The organism is uncultured Maribacter sp., assembly GCF_947495965.1.
Lineage (GTDB): Bacteria > Bacteroidota > Bacteroidia > Flavobacteriales > Flavobacteriaceae > Maribacter_B.
Window position 1 is genome coordinate 1 of the sequence record NZ_CANMBB010000002.1, and the last position, 21,437, is coordinate 21,437.

Below are 21,437 nucleotides of genomic sequence, written 5' to 3' on the forward strand. Positions count from 1 at the left end.
ACGATGCTAGCATCGTTGAACTTTAAGTAATAAATTTAATCCTTTAATAATCTGTATCGGTTATTTAGGACTGGACATCTTAAACTATAATTTGTTTTTTTTGAAGTGTAAGGTGAAAATTGCATTAAAGCCAAAAACAAAATTTCCATCCTCGCCATTAAAATTATTTGGCGTATTTAATATAAAATCATCATCAATCATATTCCAAGTATTTGTCATATGAAATTGCAACATTAAGTAACGTATATCCCAGTTAATACCTAACGCAAATGCTCCATAGGTATCTTTAGATTTTATAGGATTTGCAACATAATAATATTCAGAGACTAGAGAAACATGATTAGCAATCTTATATCTTCCACTAAAACCAAGGGCAAAATAATTAGAAGGATCTATAGCGGCTACTTTATTTCTATGAATAAAAGTTGGTGCTATTTGCATTGAAAATTTTGGAGTAAACTTACGTGCAATTAAGAGTTGACTAGTAAAAGATAATCGATCATTGAATGAGCTATCTGGACTAGGAGCAGACCTATCCCCATAATAAGAGACGCTTTGGTAATAGGCAATGCTGGCAAAAGCCTTGCTGGGTTTTTTACGTTGGCGTAAAAGATTATATTTAAAATAACCATTATAAGCATTATCAAAAGAAGTCCATCCTATACCAGTGGTAAAATTATTAGTAATACCATACTCCACACCAAAACGGGTTGCAACCCTATCTGTTATAAAACTTTGCGTTCTAGTGTTTGGTATATTCCAATACCTACTTAATGCCATAAGCTGAAGTACTCCTTTTTTTCTGTTTTCTACAGATTGTCCTATAGCTATTTGCGTTGTTTTAAAGGTAGCCGTTTCGTATTGCGGTGTGTTAGGATATTCTTCATCTAATTTTTCTAATAAATCTTGTGCATTTATAGAAGAATTACAACCAAGTAATACAACAAATACATATAGAAAAAAAGATATTTTATTCTTCATAAGATTCATATTCAAATCTAAATTTTGTTGTTATTATTTTAGCAATATTAGATGCTACTATTGGCGGAATTTTAATGTCAAAATCCTTTACAACTATTTCAAAATCTCCTTCTAAGATATACGTATTATTATCTTTAGTAATAATCGTTTTTATTTCAATTTCCTTAGATATATTTCTTATAGTAAGTGTTCCTTTAACGATTCTTGTTTGGCTTTCTACTTGCGAAGAATCAAAATCAAGAATTTGACCTTTAAAAGTTGCTTTTGGGTATAAATCAGATTCTATATAACTTTCATTAAAATGCTCATACATTAAAGACTTTTTAAAAATAAAAGCATTCATAAGCATACTTATTGCAATCTCATTGTTAGACACATCAATAATACTTAACACTTGATTGTTTTTTGCTTCTATATTCTCCGCAGTGGTATAAGAAAAAAAGGAAACTTGCCCTTGACGGGCTATGAACTGGTTAGACTTAGTGTTAGAGCCTAATAAAGAAAAAGATACAAAAAGTAGAATAAGTATTCTATTCATTATTTGGAGTGTTTACCAACATACAATTTAAAAATATAACGTCATGTAGGAAACCTTTACAAACACCTTTAATAGTTACTTTTTGGCCTACTTTTAAAGACATTGGTTGTTTTGACGTGGGTAATTGCAAATTACATAATACATTAAAATTGGTATAGTTGCTTTGCAATATTATGGTATTTGTATTATTTATGAAAGTAATTTCTTTAATTATTCCGTATACTTTTACAACCTTACCTTTGTATATAGCAGTTGCTTTTTTTTCATTTTTAATGAAAGAAGCTGTGATTTCTTCTGCGCTAATGGTCGTTTTTTCTGTAGCATCCCGAATGTTAACTTTATACGGGTCATTATATAAATAAACTATATACAAGCTAAGTATTAGCACTAAAGTTACTAGAAAATAGCTTGTTTTTTTAAGTTTCATTTTTAGTTTATACTAAGAATAGTAATCCATATTAAAAAAATAAGTTAAATTGCTTTTAATGGACAAAAAAAAATTGTCGCAATCTTATTAAAACTACTTTGGATTCCATTTTGTTTTTACAATGAAAAAAGATAAACTTTATTTTTTAACTTTCATTTCTATCTCGGTTATTTTTTTGATTATTGCATCTGTTGGAGTAAAGTACTTCATAAAAGTAAGTGCTAATCAATTGTTAGAATTACAATTGGAGTCCGTAAAGAGAGAGTCTAATGAAATTTCTAAATTACTTTATTACCAATTAGAGAATAAAACAAAGCAACAAGAAGTTGTAGAACAAATACAACGAACAATAGAAAACACCCAAGAAGCTACCTCTTTTGTAAGTGTGTTTAATTGGTCTGGTAAAGCGGTATCGCACCCAGATATTACTAAAGTCGGGCAAAAAGTAAATTCTAATCAAACCCTATTAAATTCTTTAAAGGAAGAAAATAGTTCGGATCGTTTGTATAATTTGTTAATAGAACATGAGGAATTTAATACTGAGATTATACATATAGCACCAGTTATTAATTCCGATTTAATTGTAGCTGGCCATATAAATATATCGGAACTAAGCTCGGAAATAAGTAAGTTAAAGAAAAGCTTTTATACCATTTTTGTTTTAATGGGTATACTTATAATATTGTCTTCCTTTTTTGCGGTTCGTGTTATAGGTAGCTATTACGAAAAGCAATTAGAGGTAAAGAATAATAGCCTAGAAAACGAATTAATAAATCTTTCTAAGTTAAATACGGATCTTGTAGCGTATCAACAAAAAGTAAGTGTAGAAAATAAAACGGAAACTACCATAGAAGAATCTATACAAGAAACGGTTCCGGAATCTAGTAAAAAAAGAATTCTTACGTATATAAGGAATGAATTAGTGCCTATACATATTAACGAGATAGCCTATATTTATACAGAAGACACTATTACCTATGTACATTGTTTTAGCGGAAAAAAATCTACTACTAATGCAAGTTTAGATGATTTATTATCTAGTCTCGATACTTCCTTATTTTTTAGAGCAAACAGGCAATTTATTATTAGTATAACTTCTATTCATAAAATTATTAAATACGGAAATAGCCAGCTTAAGATTTTAATTAAAGAGGCAGATGTAGAAATTCTTATAAGTAAAAATAAGGCATCCGAATTTAGGCAGTGGTTAAATATTTAAGTAAACTACTTTTGGGGTAAACCAATAAGGCATTTATTAGAACTAATTTTATTTCTAGACAAGCCTTGGGACATATAAATCTAGATTTTCGAGTAAAGTCCTTTCCAATTCTATTTCCTTTAATACTCATGTATAAAACTATAGATGTTTTTATAATCCAGTATTATTTCAACCCTTTTTTATTCCTTTTTAAACCCTTTTTTTCCCTTTCGCATACTTTATATTGTATGTAAGCCCTTTGTTTTAGGTTATTTGCTGAACAATCATAAAATAATTTAAAATGAAAAAATTAAAGGTATTAGTATTTGGTTTAATTGGATTAATGTTGAGTTGTAGTAGTGAAGACGACTCTGTTACGGACCCAAAAGACGATAAAGATTTAGAAAACAGTATTTCTATACAACTAACTTCTAACGCTACTTTCGGAAATATTATAACAGATGAAAACGGGATATCTCTTTATTACTTTTCTAAAGACGTAAAAGGAGATTCTGAATGTGTTGATGGATGCCTAGCTGCTTGGCCACTCTTTTATGAAGAAAATTTAAAATTAGGCGAGGGTTTAGAAACCACAGATTTTGGTGTTATTACAAGAGCAGATGGTGCAATGCAAAATACCTATAAGGGATGGCCTTTATATTATTTTGCAAGTGATACGGCTGCGGGTGATACAAAAGGAGACGGGGTTGGAGATAACTGGTATATTGCTAAACCAGACTTTTCCTTGATGTATGCGCAAGCAGATATAGATGGTGAAAGTACCTTTTATATGACGAATGCTACAGGAAGAACCATATATCTTTTTGCTAATGACACTAAAGACGATAACAATTTTACGAATGAAGATTTTTCTAATGATGGTGCCTGGCCGGTAATAAGCATAGATATAAGTCATATACCAAGTATTTTGGATATAAATGACTTTGGAACTATTGATGTTTTTGGAACAACACAGGTTACTTATAAAGGATGGCCATTATACTATTTTGGGAATGATGTAAATAGGGGAGATGCTAATGGAGTGAGTGATGTTTGGCCAATAGTAAATGTAGATACTCCTAATGCACCAGAGGTGAATCAAGAAGCTTCTGTTAAATTAACATCTAATGCTACTTTCGGAAATATTTTAACAGATGCAAACGGGATATCTCTTTATTACTTTTCTAAAGACGTAAAAGGAGATTCAGAATGTGCAGGCGGCTGCCTAGCTGCATGGCCTCTTTTTTATGATGAAAACTTAATTGTAGATGAAGGTTTAGAAGCTGCAGATTTTGGTGTGATAACAAGGGAAGATGGAGCAAAGCAAAATACGTATAAAGGATGGCCTTTGTATTACTTTGGCAGCGATACGGCTGCAGGAGAAACTAAAGGTGACGGGGTTGGAGATAACTGGTACATAGCTAAACCAGACTATTCTTTAATGTATGCGCAAGCAGATATAGATGGTACAAGTACATTCTATATGACGAATGCCACAGGAAGAACCATATACCTTTATGCTAATGATACCAAAGACGATAACAATTTTACGAATGAAGATTTTTCTAATGATGGTGCATGGCCGGTAATACGCTTAGACATAAGTCAAATACCAAGTATTTTGGATATAAATGATTTTGGAACTATTGATGTTTTTGGAACAACACAGGTAACCTATAAAGGATGGCCATTATACTATTTTGGTAATGATGCAGAAAGAGGAGATGTAAACGGTGTAAGCGGGGTTTGGCCAATAATTAATGTGGAGACACCAAGTGCTGAGTAAAAAAAGGATATACTAACTATTACTTAGTATATAAACTATTAAAAAAAGAGGAAGCTATACATTTTGGGTGGTTACTTCCTCTTTTAAATAAAAGAATAACCTAAAGTCTTGCTATTTAAAGTTTGGTTATTCGTATCCATTAAAAACTTATTATTTACCTAAAAAACTATAATTCAAAATATCATGAAAATCATATATATATTAATTGGTCTTTTTTTAAGCACGCATCTTACTTATGGACAAAAGTTCTTAACAAAACAAGGAGAGATTTCCTTTTTGTCCGAGACTCCAATTGAAGATATTAAATCCGAAAACCATCAAGTATTAAGTGTTGTGGATGCTAAAGATGGTACCATAGCTATTGCGATATTAATGAAGTCTTTTTCATTTGAAAAATCCCTAATGCAAGAACATTTTAATGAAAACTATGTAGAATCAGACCTATATCCTAAAGCTACTTTTAAGGGTAAGATAGAAAGTGTAACCGCAGATTATGTAGGAGAAAAAGAAGTGGTAGTAAAAGGAGATATAACTATACACGGCATAACAAAGACTATTAGTATAAACGCAGAATTAGTAAAAACTACAGAGAATATAGCCCTTAGTGGAGTTTTTAAAATAACCATAGCAGATTTTAATATAGAAATTCCTTCAGTAGTTGCAAATAACATTGCAGAAACCATGGATGTTACTTTTCTGTTAGATCATTCTTTGTACCAGTAATTTGTTTAGAAGGCTACTTAATAAAAATAATCATTGTATAAAATCACGGTTAAACTAAAAAAAATAAAAGATGTATAGAAAATTTCAAAATATTAAAAAGATAGGGTTGGTGTTTGTATTTAGTGTTGCTCTTTTTTCTTGTGAAAAAAATGTAGAGGAAGAGGTTACCGATCCTTTAAAAGAAGCCGAAGAAACGTCTTGTGATCCAAATATTTCTTTTTCTCAAAATATAAATCCAATTCTAGTTGCCAATTGTATAGAATGCCATGGAGGAAGTCAGGCTCCTAATTTAAGCACATTTAGTGGTGTAAATGCAAATGCAAGTAGGGTAAAATCGGCAGTAGTAAGTCGCAGAATGCCTCAAGGAGGTTCTTTGAGTAATGCAGAGATAGAGCAAATTAGCTGTTGGGTAGAAAATGGCGCATTGAATAACTAAAAAAGAAGGTTATGAAGTTTAAAAAAATAAAAATGGGAGTATTTATTTTTCTCCTATTCCTCTTAGCCGCTGTATTTTTTTCTTTATGGCAGTATAACAAACCTCATATAAATGTTGCCGTTTCTAAGGCAGATATATCCCTTTCTGCAGAAAAACTATTTACAGATTTTAGTACAGATGAAGCCGGTTCTAATGCTAAATATCTAGATCAAATAGTAGAGGTTACTGGTCTAGTTTCTAATATAGGAACAGAGAAAGGGCAAACGGTAATTACATTGGGTAATGGAAATATAATGGGTAGTGTTTTATGTTACCTAGCTCCGGAGCAATTAATGGATAATAACACTTTAAAAAAAGGGCAACAAATTACCATAAAAGGAATTTGTACCGGATATCTTATGGATGTAATACTTGTAAAGTCTGTATTGGTTAATTAAAAACCTTTACGTAGTAACAAGTTTTTCTTTTTGAATATATAACGAATCTCACAAAAAACTAGAATGAAAAATTTATTTCTTATTGCAGTCTTAGTAATGGCTTGCACACAAACATACGCTCAAGACCTTTCTGCTATTTTGGAAAGTAATATGCCAGAAACAGAAAATTATACAACAGCAACTTTTAAAGGCACACGAATACTTAATGGACATTCTATAGAAAACCGAAAAAAAGGGGTTACAGAATTTGTAATATCGCATCGTTTTGGAAGAATTAATTTAGGGTTCGATGAACTTTATGGCTTAGACCAATCTAACATTCGTTTTGCTTTAGAACGCGGAATAACAGATGATTTAATGTTAGGTATTGGTAGAAGTAGTTTTGAGAAAACTTATGATGGTTTTGTAAAATACAGAATTTTAAAACAAAGAGACACTAAAAATACAATGCCCATATCTTTATCCTTTTTTGGGAGTTTGGCCTATAGAACTATAAAAGATTTTGACCCCGAAAAGGAACCAACCTTTAATCAAAAACTAACCTATGTAGGGCAACTACTAATAGCTAAAAAGTTTAGCCCAGGTTTTTCTATGCAAATAATGCCAAGTTATGTCTATAGAAACTCTGTAAAAATACATAACGACCCCCATGGAATATTTGCTATGGGTATAGGGGGCAGAGCCAAAATAACAAAACGTATGGCGCTAAACGCAGAATATCATTATACAATAAACCCATTACAATCTATTAACGCTAGTAATTCTTTAGCGCTAGGCCTAGAAATAGAAACAGGAGGACACGTTTTTCAAATAATCTTATCAAATTCTATTACTATGATCGAGAAAAGTTTTATAACAGAAAGCACAGACGATTTTTTTAAAGGAGATATACACTTAGGGTTTAATATATCTAGAGCTTTCCAAGGTAAAAACAAAAAGAAAAAAAATAAGGAGTAATTGCTTTAGGGTAAGCTTCGGAGTATTTAAATTGTAATTATTGAGCAAATAAATACTTCTATGAAAGGGATACTAAGGGGAAATTATGGTTAAGAATTTAAGGGTTATCACGTTTTACATTCTTAACCTTTTTTTTTAATATAAATAGTAGCTTAAAAACAAATTAAAATGTTTAGAAGAAAATATAAAGTTAAAGGAGAAGATGTAAATGATTATATGGTAATGCAAGACTTTGCATATGTAGTATATGCAATTTCTCTTATTAAATCTTACGTAATTAAAAATGGCTACTCCAAAAAAGTAGTAGAGGGTATAAAAATGAATATAGAAAATTCTACTAACCAATTAGTTTGTATAAAGAATCTAATGTTTACGCAAGATTTTTTAATGTATTTAGATAGTTTTAATATACAAGAGAGCAATAATAAGGTATTGGTAGAAACAAGATTTTTTAATGCTAAAAATGAACTGTGTGCAACTTTAGTTTTAAAGACGTAGAAATACAGTTATGCAATAATCTAAAATTGTAATGCTTTTAGGATTGTCTCGAAATAAAATTAGTTTCTAATGAATGTCTTGTGGTATTGCCTCGAGGTAGTTTACTTTCCCTTTTACCATAATTAAGGAAGTTGTAGTTAAAAGCTTGTCTTACTGAACTAAAGATTAGAAAAAAACTAAATGAGTTGTTTAATTTGCGTATTCAACTCATTTTTTTATTATTTTTGAGCCGAATAGATTTTTTAATTGGCTCATGAAATACAATTGGCAACAAAAAGACTGGTTTAATTTTCAATATCTGACTACAGATATAGATGACTTACTTTTTGATTTTGTTCAAAGAACTGGGAGAATTAGCGGAGTATTGGAAGGGTTTTCAGAAACGGAACAAACCGAAACAATAATTAATCTTATGGTTTCTGAGGCAATTAAAACTTCGGAAATAGAAGGGGAGTACTTAAGCCGAAACGATGTGGTGTCTTCTATTCGAAGGAATATTGGACTTAATCTAGATTTACCTCTTACTAAAGATAAACGTGCTGAAGGTGTGGCAGAATTAATGCTAGCCGTTAGAAATGATTTTTTAAAACCAATGACAAGTGAAATGTTATTTGATTGGCACGGAATGTTAATGAAGGGAAATTCTCAAATACAAATAGGACAATGGCGTACACATGAAGATCCTATGCAAATTGTTTCTGGAGCAATAGGAAAAGAGGTTGTGCATTTTGAGGCTCCACCATCGCAAAAAGTGCCTGAAGAAATGGATACGTTTATCAAGTGGTTTAATACATCCAAAAAAGTAATAAAGAAGCCTATTCTGAGGGCAGCAGTTGCTCACTTATATTTTGAATCTATCCATCCTTTTGAAGATGGTAACGGGAGAATTGGTAGGGCAATAGCAGAAAAAGCATTATCACAAAGTATTAATCGTCCTGTTTTGTTTAGTCTTTCTAAATCTATAGAAACTAATAAGAAAAATTATTATGATGCTTTAAAGGCTGCTCAGCGTTCTAATGAAATTAGCAATTGGATACATTTTTTTGTTAAAACTGTTCTTGATGCACAAATGGATGCCGAACAAGAAATTGAGTTTACCTTAAAGAAAACAAAATTCTTTGACCAATATAAAGGTTCCTTAAATGAACGTCAGCAAAAAGTTGTACGTAGAATGTTAGAAGAAGGTTATCAAGGTTTTGAAGGAGGTATGAATGCAGGTAAGTATGTTTCCCTTGCGAAAACATCTAAAGCTACGGCAACTAGAGATTTGCAAGACCTGGTAGAGAAAGGAATATTTGTACCCTCTGGTGGAGGTCGAAGCACTAGATACGACTTAAATATATAGTATTCTCAATATTAGCTTTACCACTTTATATTAGCCAAAAAGCCATTGTCTGTTAGCTTTGCCATAATTAAAGCATCTTTATCTTGATAAAAGAACTTTAATAGGATATCTATTTACCTATTTATTTTCCCCGGTACAAAAAATATACAAGAGTCCGCCTATCTAGTGCATATATGTACTAAATAGAGCGGTATTGATAGATATGACGGGGAAAGGGAGTGGTTGAGTTCTATTATATTCTATGCGGTTTTAGTGGTGTTTAACTACTTCCCGATACAAAAGTTGGCGAAAATATTCCCTAAAAGCTCATCGTTGGTAACTTGCCCTGTAATTTCTCCTAAATGGTAAAGGGCGTCTTTAACATCTATTGCCATAAGGTCGCTAGGAAGTTCTTCGTCTATACCAAACTGTACTTTTTGTATGGCTTCTAGTGCCTTGAGTAAAGAATCGTAATGTCTGGTATTGGTAACAATAGTTTCGTTATTACGTAACGCCCCAGTATTTACAAATTCTAGAAGTTTGTTTTTTAAAGCGTCAACGCCTTCGCCTGTTTTTGCAGAAATAGGCAAGAGGTTAGGTATGCTTGAGGAAAAATGTTCTATTTCTTTAGAAGAAAGTACGTCTCTTTTATTGGCTATTATAAGTAAGGGTTTTAGAGGGTATTTATTTTTTATTTTTTCAATTTCTATTACTAAACTTTGAATTCCTAACGCTGAACTTTGCACTTCTTTTGCATCTACTAAAAACAGAACTACCTGTGCTTGCTCTATCTTTTCAAAAGTTTTTTTAATACCAATATTCTCTACAACGTCTTTAGTATCTCTAATTCCAGCAGTATCTATAAAACGAAAACCAATACCACCAATAGAAATTTCATCTTCTATAGTATCTCTAGTAGTTCCTGCAATATCGCTTACAATGGCTCTTTCTTCATTTAATAAAGCATTTAAAAGAGTAGACTTACCAACATTGGGTTCCCCAACAATGGCCACAGGAATACCATTTTTTATTACATTACCAACAGCAAAAGAATCAATCAATCCTTTTAAAACCGTATTAATCTTATTTACTAGGGAAACAAAAGCGGAGCGGTCTGCAAATTCTACATCTTCTTCTGCAAAATCTAACTCTAGCTCTATTAAAGACGCAAAGTTTAATAACTCTTCTCTTAAATTTTTAATTTCATTACTAAAACCACCACGCATTTGTTGCATGGCTATTTGGTGCGATGCTTCGTTTTCCGACGAAATTAAATCGGCAACGGCTTCGGCCTGACTTAAATCCATCTTTCCATTTAAGAAAGCTCTAAGGGTAAATTCGCCAGCTTCTGCCATTCTACAACCATTTCTTAAAAACAATTGTATAATTTGTTGCTGTATATACGGGGAGCCATGACAAGATATTTCTACCACATTTTCTCCGGTATAGGAATTAGGGTTTTTAAATACAGAAACAAGTGCTTGATCTAAAGTTTTATCACCATCTACAATATTTCCTAAAAGAATAGTGTGACTTTTTTGCTTTTTTAGTTTCTTATTAAATGAAGATATAAAATGGTTCGATGCTATTACAATAGCATCTGGCCCAGAAAGGCGTATTACAGCAATAGCACCAGCACCAGAAGGTGTAGCTAAAGCAATTATAGTATCGTTTATTGTTGTTTGCATCTTTAGCAAAAATAAGTAAAATGAAAATAGAAATAGGTATCTATATTATTTGTAAAAGTTGCTTATTTGGTTGGTTTTTATATTGAAAAATAATTTAAATTCGTGTCAATTAATTTACCATTAACATTAAAAAAAAGAAAATGAAAAATGTATTAAAATGTGCCTTAATAGGAAGCTTTTTTGCAGTTAGTATTGCCCATGCACAAGAAACTACAACACAAGAGGTTGTGCCTGCAGAAGTAGTAGGGGAAGATGGAATACCAACAGAAGTAGATGTTACTACGGATACAGAAATGACTCTAGAAGAAGCCATTCCTTTAGAAACAGAAATGGAAGAAAAAGAAGTGGAAATGGATGCAGAAGCTATTAAAGAAGCAGAAGAGAAGGAACAAAAAGAAGCGGAAAAGAAAATAGAGAAAGCGGAGAAAAAAGCTAAAAAAGCAGAAAAAGAAATAGAAAAAGCGGAAAAAGAAGCTAAAAAAGCCGAAAAATTGGCAAAAGCTATTTCTAGTAAAAAGAAGGGTATTGCTAAAAGTGAAAAACAAATAAGTAAGTTGCAATCTAAATTAGCAAAAGGAAAAGCTAAAGGTAGTTTGTCTCCTGTTGCTATTGAAAAAATTAATAGCAAAATAGAAAAGGAAACGAACTCTATTGCGAAAGACAAATCTAAATTGGCAAAGTTGCTTAAAAAGCAATAAGCTGTTTTTTTAGACCATAAATTTTAAAGATTATTTTCTTATAAATACCTCAAGGATTTTCCTTGAGGTATTTTTTTTGTAACAAAAATCGCAGTTCCTCGTCTTATTAGTAGTTAAGCATCAATTAAAATAAATCAAAAAAAGATATGGAAATAGTAAATACACATGTAGCAAAAAGAGAAGATAAACAATTATTAGTGGTAACCCATTTATCACAATATTTAGATTATGTAACTGGCTTTGGCGGACTTATAGTTCCTTTAATTATTTGGTATACAACCAAAGACAAAGTACACGCTATGGAGGAGCATGGTAAGGCGGTTATTAATTTTCAATTAAGTTTAATTGCATATATATGTATAGGAATTCCTTGCATACTACTTTTAGGCTTAGGGTTTTTAATTATTGGTTTTGCAGCTGTTATAGGATTAATAATGCCTGCAGTAAATGCTATAAAAGCTAATAATGGAGAAGCGCCAAGTTATTTTGGAACCTTTAAGTTTATCTCTTAAACCCGCATAAACGGTATAAAAACAAAAAGTCCACCTAAAAAAAAGGGTGGACTTTTTTACTATGTATAAGTTTTCTTAGCTATTCAGCATTACAGGCATAACAAGCATGGTAACGGTTTCTCCTTCCTCTAAACTATCTGCAGGAGTAAGAATTCCTGCTCTGTTTGGTAAGCTCATTTCTAATGAAATATTAATAACATCCTAATGGTATAAAGCTATTCATTAATTTAAACATTTGCAATATTGAATCTTGTTTTACGTTAATATTTTTCAAAACATAAAATTTACTTTTAATGAAAATCTTCACAATTTTTGTTGCTTTTTTTTCTACTTTATATCTATTTGCTCAAAGCCCTAAATTATCGGATGATTTTGAGGTAATGGTAGGAGAGAAATATGAGGAAACCGATGGTAAAATCAAATTATTTGTCAAATACAAAGAAGCAGTTATAGCTGTAAATCGGCATAAAGATAATTTAGTAATTCAAAAGTTTAATCCAAATAGCTTAAAAGAAATAGAAAGAAAGGATGTCGAAAAGTTCTTTAAAGATAAACGTGCAGATGGAATTATTGAAATGAGAAGAATGAAAGATAATATATATTTATTTTTTTCTGTTTGGGATAAAAAAAATAAAACTTCTATTCTGCAATATCAAAAAATATCATTAGTTGACTTGAGTATAACTGGTCCAAAGGATTTAATAAAACAAAAAGGAAAAATTAAAGATGGTTTTTTACTTAAAACAACATTAAAAGAAGATAAATTATTAGTTAAGTATAGTTTAAAATCCGAAATTAAAAATGAGGCTAAAAGTTTTGAGAAAATTTCTGTTAATGTTTTTAACAATAATCTAGACCTCATTTGGAAAAATATTATTGAGATGCCATATTCTAAAAAGAAAATGGAAAAAATGTGTTATGCTATAGACTCTTATGATAATTTTTTTATGATTGCTAAAATCTATAATGATGATAGTGGTAAAGATGAGATTGGTAGAAAATTAAATTTTTTTTTAGAACTCTTCAAAGTGTCAAAAGAGTCAGATAAACTAGTTAAATCTAAGATTGATAATAAAAATAAATTAATAGAAGAAATTATACTTTATGAAGATATAAATTCTAATATGATTATCACTGGGACAACTAAAAACCCTGACTCTAAGGGATTTTTTAATTTTACTGAAGGTCACTCTACTGGTATTTTTGTTTTAAAACTAGATAAAAAAGGTATAATTGGTAATTATATTAATCACGACTTTTCTCTTGAAATGTTAAATAAATATGTATCTAAAAAACAAGAAGCGAAAAATAAGAAAATTAAAAAAGACGAAAAAGAAAAACCTTTTTTTAGGAATTTAAAGATACACACAATTGTGGTAAATGATGATGGAAGTTTTTTAGTGTTAGGTGAACAATATTTTAAAGACTTAATAATTTCATCATCTGGTAAAGCACAATATGAAGCATATCATTATGATGATATTATGGTAGCAAAAATCAACGCTGATGGTTCTTTGGCTTGGATGGATAAATTATTAAAAAGGCAGTGGGGTGCAAGAAAAGGGACCATGTCATTTACACATATGTTTTCAGGAGAGAAACACTATTTAATATACTTGGATAGTGAAGAAAATTTAAACTTCGTTGATGGTGAAGTTCCACATAAACGTTGGGAAACAAAAGGAGGCTATTTTACGGTCTATATAATTGACGATGAAACAGGGCAAGTTACTAAGGAGCCTATTTTTGATACGCATAATGTAAATGGAGTTAAAATGGAACATTTTGATACCAATAAAATTTTGTCTTTATCAAAATCTGAAATTCTTCTAGAGGGCTTTGAAGGGAAAAAGAAAGATTTTTTGATAAAAATTACGGCTAAATCTGATTAGGTTACTAAGCTAATAATTTCTATAAATATAATTATAAATTTTGTCGTTAAAGGATTTTAGAAATAGTATATATACTATTTCAAATACAAAATACAAGAATCTGTAACTGTCATCATAAAACAAACTTACGAACATAAAAAAAAGCCCACCATTAGGTGGACTTTTTTACTATGTATAAGTTTTCTTAGCTATTTAGCATTACAGGCATAACAAGCATAGTAACGGTTTCTCCTTCCTCTAAACCATCTGCAGGAGTAAGAATTCCTGCTCTGTTTGGTAAGCTCATTTCTAAAGCAACATCATCAGAGGTAAGGTTATTAAGCATTTCGGTTAAAAAACGAGAGTTAAAACCAATTTGCATATCATCTCCTTGGTAAGAACATGTTAATCTTTCTTCTGCTTTATTACTGTAATCTATATCCTCTGCAGAAATGTTTAATTCTGCACCAGCAATTTTTAACCTTATTTGGTGTGTAGTTTTATTAGAGAAAATAGAAACTCTACGTACAGAACTTAATAATTGTGTTCTTGGAATAGTAAGTTTGTTTGGGTTTTCTTTTGGTATTACCGCTTCGTAGTTAGGATATTTACCATCAATTAGTCTACAAATTAGTTCTGTGTTTTCAAAACTAAATTTAGCATTACTATCATTATACTCTATAGTAACATCTGCCTCACTACCTGCTAAAATTCCTTTTAATAAATTTAAAGGCTTTTTAGGCATTATAAACTCGGCTACTTGAGACGCTGTAATATCGGTACGTTGGTATTTTACTAATTTATGTGCATCTGTAGCTACAAAAGTTAAATTCTCTGGAGAAAACTGAAAGAAAACACCACTCATTACGGGCCTTAAATCATCATTACCAGCAGCAAAAATAGTTTTGTTTAAAGCGGTAGCTAAAACATCTCCTAAAATAGTAGTAGAACTAGGGTCTGCTAATTCTACGGCTTTAGGAAATTCTGCGCCATCTGCATACGCAAGAGCATATTTACCATGGTTAGAACTTATTTCTACGGTATTATTGTTTTCCACAACAAAGGTTAATGGTTGCTCCGGAAAAGTTTTTAAAGTTTCTAATAATAATTTTGCAGGAACAGCAATGGTTCCTTCTGCATCAGAATCTACTTCTAATATAGAACTCATGGTAGTTTCCAAATCGGAAGCGGATACAGTTAACGTATTCTGCTTAAGGTCAAAAAGAAAATTATCTAAAATAGGTAGGGTGTTACTATTGTTAATTACACCACCTAAAGTTTGTAATTGTTTTAATAAGTACGTACTAGATACTATAAATTTCATTCGTTAGTTTTTTATTGAAAATATCTTTTTGTAAACAGTGATAAAAGTTAAATAGGAGTAAAGCTATTTTTTATCTTGCTTAACAAAGATATTTTAATTGCTCTTTTTATGGAAACAAACTTATTAACAGAATTTAATAGCAGTAAATACTGTTTTGTGTAGTTAATGTGTTGTAAATGAGTGTTTAATGTTGATTTTGTGCGTATTATTTATTAACAAATTTTAGAAGACATTTAAATAATTAGAATAATAAAACTCTAAGTAAGAGCTTCTTGCTTTTGCTAGAAGGAATACAAATTTAAAAACGCTTTTATAGCTATTCTAGAATAGCTTTTTTATGAACGCTCCATGCTTGTGGCTTATCTGCAAAAAGAATTTTTGTTTTTTGCCAAACTGTTTTAAAAAAATTGGATTCTCTATAAGCGTTTAAAAAAGACTCGTCTTGCCAATAACTGTAGGTAAAAAATATTGAAGGATTGTTTTTATCTTGGTATAACTCTAAAAAGGTACACCCATTACTACTTCTTATTTTATGTTTTGCTTCTTCAAAAATAGCTTCAAAAGTAGCAATGTTTTCTTCTTTAAAAGTCAATTTTACAATGCGTACTATCATCTTAGATAAAATTTATAGTTATAGTGTCTCTATAATCTAACCCTAATAGGGTAGAAGCGCCGCCAACAGTATCTAAATTACTTTTATATATAGCAAGTTCTATATAGTCTGAGGAATTAAATAAAGCCAATAAATCTCCAGGACCTTTACGGCTAGCTTTGTCTATACTAAAATCTATAATATCACTATATCTATTATGGATTTTTTTAATGATATTGTTTCTAGCATGTAATTCAAAATCTCTACCGTTTCTATAGGACTCGAAAAGATGTTTTGGAATATTAGTTACTACATTACCGTAATTGTCTATATAAATAACGTTTCCAGTAATTTTATTTCCACTATCCGAAACCATAGCAGAAAATTCTTTTATTTCTTTAAGAGCATCAAACGGTTTACCTATGACCTCTAGCGTACCACCTCTTGCAATATGGCAGGCTACTTTTACAAATACATCTTTTACAGGAAAAGGACCTTTGTTTGGGTTAGGAATGGCAATCTGAAATATTTTTGTTGGCTTTTTATCTAAAGTTAATAAACCTATAACACCAGTATTTGCGGTAATAAAATAATGCCCATCTATTAAAGCAACAATATGTTGGTTTTCTATAGTAGATTCAGAGTCTATACCAACTATGTGTATAGTCCCTTTAGGAAAACTTTTATAAGAATTTTCTAAAACATACGAACACTGTTGTATATTAAAAGGTTCTATATGATGAGAGATGTCTACAATCTTAATAGTATCCAATTCTTTATATATAGAACCCTTGAGGGCGCCAACATAAAAATCTTTAAGTCCAAAATCTGTAGTTAGTGTAATTATTGCCATACAGCAATGTTGATATGTTTTTGGTTATGCAAACTGAAAAATTACTTAAGTTTGTTAAACAAAATTAAACAAAATTAACGGAGCATTTTAATATTTTTATGCCATAACTTAAAAACTGTAAAATTTTTTGAACGAACTTATTTTAGAGATAACGGAGATTAGTCCTAGAGAGTTTTTTGGACAAGGAAACGAGAATATTAACCTTATAAAAAAATATTTTCCAAAGCTTAAAGTAGTAGCAAGAGGAAGTAAAATTAAGGTGTATGGTGATGAAGAACTTTTAGAAGAGTTTGAAAAGCGTTTTGATATGCTTACGGCACACTTTGCTAAGTATAATACTTTAGATGAAAATGCTATTGAAAGGGTTTTAACTAGTGAAGACGAAGCAGAATATGCAACTTCGGAGGATAGTGGAGAAGTTTTAGTACATGGCGTTAGTGGAAGATTAATTAAAGCAAGAACAGCCAATCAGCGTAAATTAGTAGATGCAGCTAAGAAAAGTGATATGGTATTTGCAATTGGCCCAGCAGGTACAGGAAAAACCTATACTAGTGTAGCTATTGCAGTGAAAGCTTTGAAAGAAAAGCAAGTAAGGAGAATTATTTTAACTAGACCGGCTGTAGAAGCAGGAGAAAACTTAGGTTTTTTACCAGGAGATTTACAGGAAAAACTAGATCCGTATATGCAACCTTTATACGATGCTTTACGGGATATGATTCCTGCTGAAAAATTAACCCACTATATAGAAAACGGAACTATACAAATAGCTCCTATGGCTTTTATGAGAGGTAGAACTTTAGATAACGCTTTTGTTATTTTAGATGAAGCCCAAAATACTACACATGCCCAAATGAAAATGTTTTTAACTCGTATGGGTAAAAACGCAAAATTTTTATTAACAGGTGATCCGGGGCAAATAGACCTACCAAGAAGAACCATATCTGGTTTAAAAGAAGCCATTCTTATACTTCAAAATGTAGAAGGGATAGGGGTTATATATTTAGATGAAAAAGACGTAATTCGTCATAAATTAGTTAAAAAAGTAATAGCAGCTTACAAAAGCATAGAACATCAGAATTAATAAAGAATATGAGTAATACAATTATAGATACCAATTTTAATTTTCCAGGGCAACAAAGTGTTTATAAAGGAAAAGTTAGAGAGGTTTATAAATTAAAGGATGATGTTTTAGTAATGGTAGCTACAGACCGTCTTTCTGCTTTTGATGTAGTAATGCCCAAAGGAATTCCCTATAAAGGGCAAATACTAAACCAAATTGCTACTAAAATGATGGCAGATACTGCCGATATAGTACCAAATTGGCTAACAGCTACTCCAGACCCCAATGTTGCAGTAGGGGAGGCTTGTGAGCCTTTTAAAGTAGAAATGGTAATTCGTGGATACATGTCTGGCCATGCAGCAAGAGAGTATAAAGCTGGTAAAAGAATACTTTGCGGAGTTGCTATGCCAGAAGGAATGAAAGAGAATGATAAATTTCCTTCCCCAATTATTACTCCAGCTACTAAAGCCGAAATGGGAGACCATGATGAAGATATTTCTAGAGAAGACATTCTTAAAAAAGGAATTGTTTCGGAAGAAGATTATATAATCTTAGAAAAATATACCAATGCATTATTCCAAAGAGGAACAGAAATAGCAGCTAAAAGAGGTTTAATTCTGGTAGATACTAAATATGAATTTGGTAAAACAGCAGATGGTAAAATTGTATTGATAGATGAAATACATACGCCAGATTCTTCTCGATATTTTTATGCAGATGGTTATGAAAAAAGACAAGAAAATGGAGAAGCTCAAAAACAACTCTCTAAAGAATTTGTTAGGCAATGGCTAATTAGTAATAATTTTCAAGGACTAGAAGGGCAAACTGTACCAGAAATGACAGATGAATATATTACTTCTGTTTCTGATAGATATATTGAGCTTTATGAAAATATTACAGGAGAGACTTTTGTAAAAGCAGATATATCTAACATTCAAGAGCGTATTAATAGTAATGTTTTAGACTACTTAAAAACTATTTAAGTAAAAGCTTTAAAGTAACTTCTTTCTTTTGCTTAAGTAAAGCCACAATTTTTAAAAAAGCAATGGCAGTAATATAAGCATCTCCTAAAGCGGTATGCCGATCCTCTTTAGAGATGCTAAACTTTTCTGCAAGTTCATCTAAGGAGTATTGTTTTTTTTTTATTAATAGGTTAGACTTTAAAAGTGTTTTTTTATAAAGGTGAGAAGTATCTATATATTCATTTTTTAGTTCCGGTAACCCTTGTCTTTCTAATGCATGGTTAAGCATCTGAATATCAAACATAGCATGGTGTGCTATAATTATGGCATCTCCTAAGTAATCTAAAAATTGTAATAGGGCTTCTTTCTCTTCTAAAAGCTCTTTTTTAGAGTTTTTTAAAATACCATGAATTTTAGCGGTTTCTTTATTATAAATATTTTGGTTAACGTATACCTCAAAAGTATTACGTACTGCAATGCTATTATTTTGTATAGAAAGAGCTCCAATACATAGAATACGGTCTTTGTAAAAACTAAAACCAGTAGTTTCTGTATCTAAGACAACAAAACGTATTTCATGTATAGATTTTTGAGGGGTGTTTTTATTTTTGTTAAACCACATTACCCTAATAAATTTGCAACATTATAACGTATAGAAATTAGTTCCTGAATTTCCTTTACTGTTTTAAATGTTCGTTTTAATTTAATCTTTTCCTCTTTGCTTAATTTATCTAGTGCAATATACCTACCAGAATCTCTGTGTAATAAACCTTGTTTGGTTCTAAATTTTAGTAATGCTTTGGTAGCATAAGAACAAGCTAAATATATTTCAGAATTGTTAGGTTCTAGCTCTGCTAACTTTTCATAACGTTCCCAAGTGTTGCTTATAGATTTTACAGAATGCGATAAAATTAATACTCTGGCAGCATCAACAAGTGGCATAAGAGCTCTAGATTTTATATCAAAAAAATCTTTATTTTGACCATCTTGCTCCACTAAAAATGACCTAAAAAAGCCAGATGGTGATGGATTTTGTAAGGCTCCTTTTGTTAAGTGCAATAAAAATAATGGGTATTTTTTAGTTGTAGTAAAAATATGTTCGGATAATTGATCTACTAGGTTTTTATCTCCATAAGACAAAGAATAATCAAAAAAGATTGAAGACATGAGAACTTCATCTGGACCAGGATTAATAATCCAATGCGATACCATATTTTTCCATTCTTGTAAGCTTAAACACCATTTTGGGTTAGAGGCCATCATTTCTGCAGGGCAATACTCATAGCCAATAGTATTTAACCCTTTAGTAACGTGCTTAGCTAGTTTTAAAAAATAATTTGTTGTTTTTGGTAATACATCTTCTGCAACATCTTCAAAAACTAAAAAATTATCTTGATCTGTATGTAATAATTGCTCACTACGACCTTGGCTTCCTATTGCCATCCATGCAAAATTTGTAGGAGGCGGCGTAGTCATTTTTTTTAATGATATTTCTATTACTTGCTTAATACATGCATCATTAAGTTCCGATATAATTTTAGCGGTAAGCCCTATAGGAATATTTTCATCTAAATATCCCTGTAAAAGATTCATAATACTCTTTCTAATAACTTTTATTTGTTTGTGCTTAGTAGTTCTTTTTATGGCTTTTACTAATACAGCGGGGTTATCTCCAAGAGAAACCATAATATCATGCTTAGAAACTATACCAACAACCTTGGTATTAACTGTACCATCTTCGGTTAGGCATATATGGCTAATACTACTTTTCATCATTGCCATTTGCGCCTGCGTTACCGTCATATTTTTTGGATATGTAATTACTGGTGATGACATTATTTTAGAAGCAGGTGTAGTTATTGGGTATTGTCCTGTAACTATTTTGGTTCTTAAATCTTTATCTGTAACAATACCAATAGGTAACCCCTCTTTAAGAATTACAATAGAACCAATTCTTTTTTTATTCATTAGTTCTGCTAATTCGTTTACTGGCGTAGTCTCTAAACAACTAATAAGTTTTTTGGAGTAAGTAACAGGTTGTAAATCTAAAAGCTTAACCTCGGGAGTTATATTCTCAGAATAATTGGAAGTATATAAATTGCCTTTGTGTCTTTTTGAATAGGGATTAGCGGTATTAGAAGCAAAACTTTCTAAAAGAAAATTACCAACATTTTCGTTATTCTGAGCATAAGGTTTAAAAGCAGCAATAGGTATAGCGTAAATAATACTTTCTTCGTGCGCTATAGCTTCTAATTTGTAATTTTCTTTTACCCATAAAGGACGTATTCCAAAAATATCTCCTTCATCACATATATCTATTATCTCACTTTTATTAGCGTTTCTTTTACTCGCTTTATGTAGCGCTATAGCGCCTTTATGAACAATGTAAAAACTAGTATGCGGATCCTCTCCATCTGTAAATATAAAACTGTTTTTTTCCTGATAAAGGATACTAACTTGCTCTGATAGTGTTAGTAACTCTTTTTTTTGTAATAAATTAAAAGGAGGGTAGTTCTTAAGAAAATCTGCTACGCGTTCAGAAATAGTGTTTTTCATAAAATTAAAGTAATAC

The 21,437-nt window shown here is 30.9% G+C and carries 22 protein-coding genes and 1 pseudogene; 13 read left to right on the forward strand and 10 right to left on the reverse strand.

Annotated features, from left to right (window positions below):
• Window positions 1–84: 84 nt before the first annotated feature.
• From Q0820_RS04330 to Q0820_RS04340, 3 genes are read right to left on the reverse strand one after another with little or no spacing between them, the layout of a single operon-like run.
• Window positions 85–981, reverse strand: coding sequence for a DUF5777 family beta-barrel protein (locus Q0820_RS04330; protein WP_298485464.1), 897 nt, complete (start codon window positions 979–981; stop codon window positions 85–87).
• Window positions 971–1,519 carry a YceI family protein gene (locus Q0820_RS04335; protein ID WP_298485465.1) on the reverse strand — a complete coding sequence of 183 codons (549 nt, stop codon included), beginning with the start codon at window positions 1,517–1,519 and terminating at the stop codon, window positions 971–973. The genes Q0820_RS04330 and Q0820_RS04335 overlap by 11 nt, the downstream gene beginning before the upstream one ends.
• Window positions 1,512–1,946 (reverse strand): hypothetical protein, encoded by a 435-nt coding sequence (locus Q0820_RS04340; protein ID WP_298485467.1) that lies wholly within the window; start codon window positions 1,944–1,946, stop codon window positions 1,512–1,514. Before Q0820_RS04340 ends, Q0820_RS04335 begins: the two co-directional genes overlap by 8 nt.
• Window positions 1,947–2,067: 121 nt before the next feature.
• Here Q0820_RS04340 and Q0820_RS04345 point away from each other — a divergent pair, with 121 nt between their 5' ends.
• From Q0820_RS04345 to Q0820_RS04380, 8 genes are all read left to right on the forward strand, one after another.
• Complete coding sequence (locus Q0820_RS04345; protein WP_298485469.1) at window positions 2,068–3,165, forward strand: LytTR family DNA-binding domain-containing protein; 1,098 nt, start codon at window positions 2,068–2,070, stop codon at window positions 3,163–3,165.
• 280 nt (window positions 3,166–3,445) lie between these two features.
• Window positions 3,446–4,930 carry a hypothetical protein gene (locus Q0820_RS04350; protein WP_298485470.1) on the forward strand — a complete coding sequence of 495 codons (1,485 nt, stop codon included), beginning with the start codon at window positions 3,446–3,448 and terminating at the stop codon, window positions 4,928–4,930.
• A gap of 183 nt (window positions 4,931–5,113) precedes the next feature.
• Complete coding sequence (locus tag Q0820_RS04355; protein WP_298485472.1) at window positions 5,114–5,653, forward strand: YceI family protein; 540 nt, start codon at window positions 5,114–5,116, stop codon at window positions 5,651–5,653.
• Window positions 5,654–5,723: 70 nt separating this feature from the next.
• A complete protein-coding gene (locus Q0820_RS04360; RefSeq protein WP_298479792.1) occupies window positions 5,724–6,089 on the forward strand; it encodes a cytochrome c in 366 nt (121 codons plus the stop codon).
• A gap of 11 nt (window positions 6,090–6,100) precedes the next feature.
• Window positions 6,101–6,526, forward strand: coding sequence for a hypothetical protein (locus Q0820_RS04365; protein WP_298485474.1), 426 nt, complete (start codon window positions 6,101–6,103; stop codon window positions 6,524–6,526).
• A 63-nt stretch (window positions 6,527–6,589) separates the two neighbouring features.
• Window positions 6,590–7,483, forward strand: a complete 894-nt coding sequence (locus Q0820_RS04370; RefSeq protein ID WP_298485476.1) for a DUF5777 family beta-barrel protein — start codon at window positions 6,590–6,592, stop codon at window positions 7,481–7,483.
• A gap of 168 nt (window positions 7,484–7,651) precedes the next feature.
• Window positions 7,652–7,981 (forward strand): hypothetical protein, encoded by a 330-nt coding sequence (locus tag Q0820_RS04375; RefSeq protein WP_298485478.1) that lies wholly within the window; start codon window positions 7,652–7,654, stop codon window positions 7,979–7,981.
• Window positions 7,982–8,234: 253 nt separating this feature from the next.
• A complete protein-coding gene (locus tag Q0820_RS04380; RefSeq protein ID WP_298485480.1) occupies window positions 8,235–9,326 on the forward strand; it encodes a Fic family protein in 1,092 nt (363 codons plus the stop codon).
• Window positions 9,327–9,589: 263 nt separating this feature from the next.
• On the opposite strand, the gene mnmE is transcribed toward Q0820_RS04380, so the two are convergent.
• Window positions 9,590–10,993, reverse strand: coding sequence for a tRNA uridine-5-carboxymethylaminomethyl(34) synthesis GTPase MnmE (mnmE, locus tag Q0820_RS04385; protein WP_298485482.1), 1,404 nt, complete (start codon window positions 10,991–10,993; stop codon window positions 9,590–9,592).
• Between the two features lie 140 nt (window positions 10,994–11,133).
• On the opposite strand from mnmE, the gene Q0820_RS04390 reads away from it, so the two are divergent.
• Together Q0820_RS04390 and Q0820_RS04395 are read left to right on the forward strand one after the other, a co-directional pair.
• The gene (locus Q0820_RS04390; RefSeq protein ID WP_298485484.1) at window positions 11,134–11,691 is read left to right on the forward strand and encodes a hypothetical protein; all 558 of its coding nucleotides are present in this window, start codon (window positions 11,134–11,136) and stop codon (window positions 11,689–11,691) included.
• Window positions 11,692–11,837: 146 nt separating this feature from the next.
• Window positions 11,838–12,203 (forward strand): DUF4870 domain-containing protein, encoded by a 366-nt coding sequence (locus Q0820_RS04395; RefSeq protein ID WP_298485486.1) that lies wholly within the window; start codon window positions 11,838–11,840, stop codon window positions 12,201–12,203.
• A 75-nt stretch (window positions 12,204–12,278) separates the two neighbouring features.
• On the opposite strand, the pseudogene Q0820_RS04400 reads toward Q0820_RS04395, so the two are convergent.
• Window positions 12,279–12,395, reverse strand: a pseudogene (locus Q0820_RS04400) (DNA polymerase III subunit beta); the annotation flags it as partial.
• A gap of 101 nt (window positions 12,396–12,496) precedes the next feature.
• Between Q0820_RS04400 and Q0820_RS04405 the strand changes: the two are divergent.
• Window positions 12,497–14,095, forward strand: a complete 1,599-nt coding sequence (locus Q0820_RS04405; protein WP_298485488.1) for a hypothetical protein — start codon at window positions 12,497–12,499, stop codon at window positions 14,093–14,095.
• 184 nt (window positions 14,096–14,279) lie between these two features.
• Here Q0820_RS04405 and dnaN read toward each other — a convergent pair whose 3' ends face one another.
• The 3 genes from dnaN to Q0820_RS04420 all read right to left on the reverse strand — a co-directional run bounded on the left by dnaN (window position 14,280) and on the right by Q0820_RS04420 (window position 16,843).
• Complete coding sequence (gene dnaN, locus Q0820_RS04410) at window positions 14,280–15,398, reverse strand: DNA polymerase III subunit beta (RefSeq protein ID WP_298485489.1); 1,119 nt, start codon at window positions 15,396–15,398, stop codon at window positions 14,280–14,282.
• Window positions 15,399–15,714: 316 nt separating this feature from the next.
• A complete protein-coding gene (locus Q0820_RS04415; protein ID WP_298485491.1) occupies window positions 15,715–16,011 on the reverse strand; it encodes an antibiotic biosynthesis monooxygenase family protein in 297 nt (98 codons plus the stop codon).
• A 1-nt stretch (window position 16,012) separates the two neighbouring features.
• A complete protein-coding gene (locus tag Q0820_RS04420) occupies window positions 16,013–16,843 on the reverse strand; it encodes an SAM-dependent chlorinase/fluorinase (protein ID WP_298485494.1) in 831 nt (276 codons plus the stop codon).
• Window positions 16,844–16,970: 127 nt separating this feature from the next.
• Here Q0820_RS04420 and Q0820_RS04425 point away from each other — a divergent pair, with 127 nt between their 5' ends.
• Window positions 16,971–17,924: a PhoH family protein gene (locus Q0820_RS04425; RefSeq protein ID WP_298485496.1), complete on the forward strand. Its 954-nt coding sequence runs from the start codon at window positions 16,971–16,973 to the stop codon at window positions 17,922–17,924.
• Window positions 17,925–17,932: 8 nt separating this feature from the next.
• On the forward strand, window positions 17,933–18,886 hold the full coding sequence (locus Q0820_RS04430; protein WP_298485498.1) for a phosphoribosylaminoimidazolesuccinocarboxamide synthase: 954 nt from the start codon (window positions 17,933–17,935) through the stop codon (window positions 18,884–18,886).
• On the opposite strand, the gene Q0820_RS04435 is transcribed toward Q0820_RS04430, so the two are convergent.
• Window positions 18,879–19,487, reverse strand: coding sequence for a 3'-5' exonuclease (locus Q0820_RS04435; RefSeq protein WP_298485500.1), 609 nt, complete (start codon window positions 19,485–19,487; stop codon window positions 18,879–18,881). The two genes, Q0820_RS04430 and Q0820_RS04435, sit on opposite strands and share 8 nt — an antisense overlap.
• Window positions 19,487–21,421, reverse strand: a complete 1,935-nt coding sequence (locus Q0820_RS04440; RefSeq protein ID WP_298485502.1) for a DUF294 nucleotidyltransferase-like domain-containing protein — start codon at window positions 21,419–21,421, stop codon at window positions 19,487–19,489. Before Q0820_RS04440 ends, Q0820_RS04435 begins: the two co-directional genes overlap by 1 nt.
• Window positions 21,422–21,437: the final 16 nt, after the last annotated feature.

Coding starts and splice junctions, on each gene's coding strand:
- Q0820_RS04330 (WP_298485464.1), bottom strand. CDS start 981: ATGAAGAATAAAATATCTTTTTTTCTATATGTATTTGTTGTATTACTT.
- Q0820_RS04335 (WP_298485465.1), bottom strand. CDS start 1,519: ATGAATAGAATACTTATTCTACTTTTTGTATCTTTTTCTTTATTAGGC.
- Q0820_RS04340 (WP_298485467.1), bottom strand. CDS start 1,946: ATGAAACTTAAAAAAACAAGCTATTTTCTAGTAACTTTAGTGCTAATA.
- Q0820_RS04345 (WP_298485469.1), top strand. CDS start 2,068: ATGAAAAAAGATAAACTTTATTTTTTAACTTTCATTTCTATCTCGGTT.
- Q0820_RS04350 (WP_298485470.1), top strand. CDS start 3,446: ATGAAAAAATTAAAGGTATTAGTATTTGGTTTAATTGGATTAATGTTG.
- Q0820_RS04355 (WP_298485472.1), top strand. CDS start 5,114: ATGAAAATCATATATATATTAATTGGTCTTTTTTTAAGCACGCATCTT.
- Q0820_RS04360 (WP_298479792.1), top strand. CDS start 5,724: ATGTATAGAAAATTTCAAAATATTAAAAAGATAGGGTTGGTGTTTGTA.
- Q0820_RS04365 (WP_298485474.1), top strand. CDS start 6,101: ATGAAGTTTAAAAAAATAAAAATGGGAGTATTTATTTTTCTCCTATTC.
- Q0820_RS04370 (WP_298485476.1), top strand. CDS start 6,590: ATGAAAAATTTATTTCTTATTGCAGTCTTAGTAATGGCTTGCACACAA.
- Q0820_RS04375 (WP_298485478.1), top strand. CDS start 7,652: ATGTTTAGAAGAAAATATAAAGTTAAAGGAGAAGATGTAAATGATTAT.
- Q0820_RS04380 (WP_298485480.1), top strand. CDS start 8,235: ATGAAATACAATTGGCAACAAAAAGACTGGTTTAATTTTCAATATCTG.
- mnmE (WP_298485482.1), bottom strand. CDS start 10,993: ATGCAAACAACAATAAACGATACTATAATTGCTTTAGCTACACCTTCT.
- Q0820_RS04390 (WP_298485484.1), top strand. CDS start 11,134: ATGAAAAATGTATTAAAATGTGCCTTAATAGGAAGCTTTTTTGCAGTT.
- Q0820_RS04395 (WP_298485486.1), top strand. CDS start 11,838: ATGGAAATAGTAAATACACATGTAGCAAAAAGAGAAGATAAACAATTA.
- Q0820_RS04405 (WP_298485488.1), top strand. CDS start 12,497: ATGAAAATCTTCACAATTTTTGTTGCTTTTTTTTCTACTTTATATCTA.
- dnaN (WP_298485489.1), bottom strand. CDS start 15,398: ATGAAATTTATAGTATCTAGTACGTACTTATTAAAACAATTACAAACT.
- Q0820_RS04415 (WP_298485491.1), bottom strand. CDS start 16,011: ATGATAGTACGCATTGTAAAATTGACTTTTAAAGAAGAAAACATTGCT.
- Q0820_RS04420 (WP_298485494.1), bottom strand. CDS start 16,843: ATGGCAATAATTACACTAACTACAGATTTTGGACTTAAAGATTTTTAT.
- Q0820_RS04430 (WP_298485498.1), top strand. CDS start 17,933: ATGAGTAATACAATTATAGATACCAATTTTAATTTTCCAGGGCAACAA.
- Q0820_RS04435 (WP_298485500.1), bottom strand. CDS start 19,487: ATGTGGTTTAACAAAAATAAAAACACCCCTCAAAAATCTATACATGAA.
- Q0820_RS04440 (WP_298485502.1), bottom strand. CDS start 21,421: ATGAAAAACACTATTTCTGAACGCGTAGCAGATTTTCTTAAGAACTAC.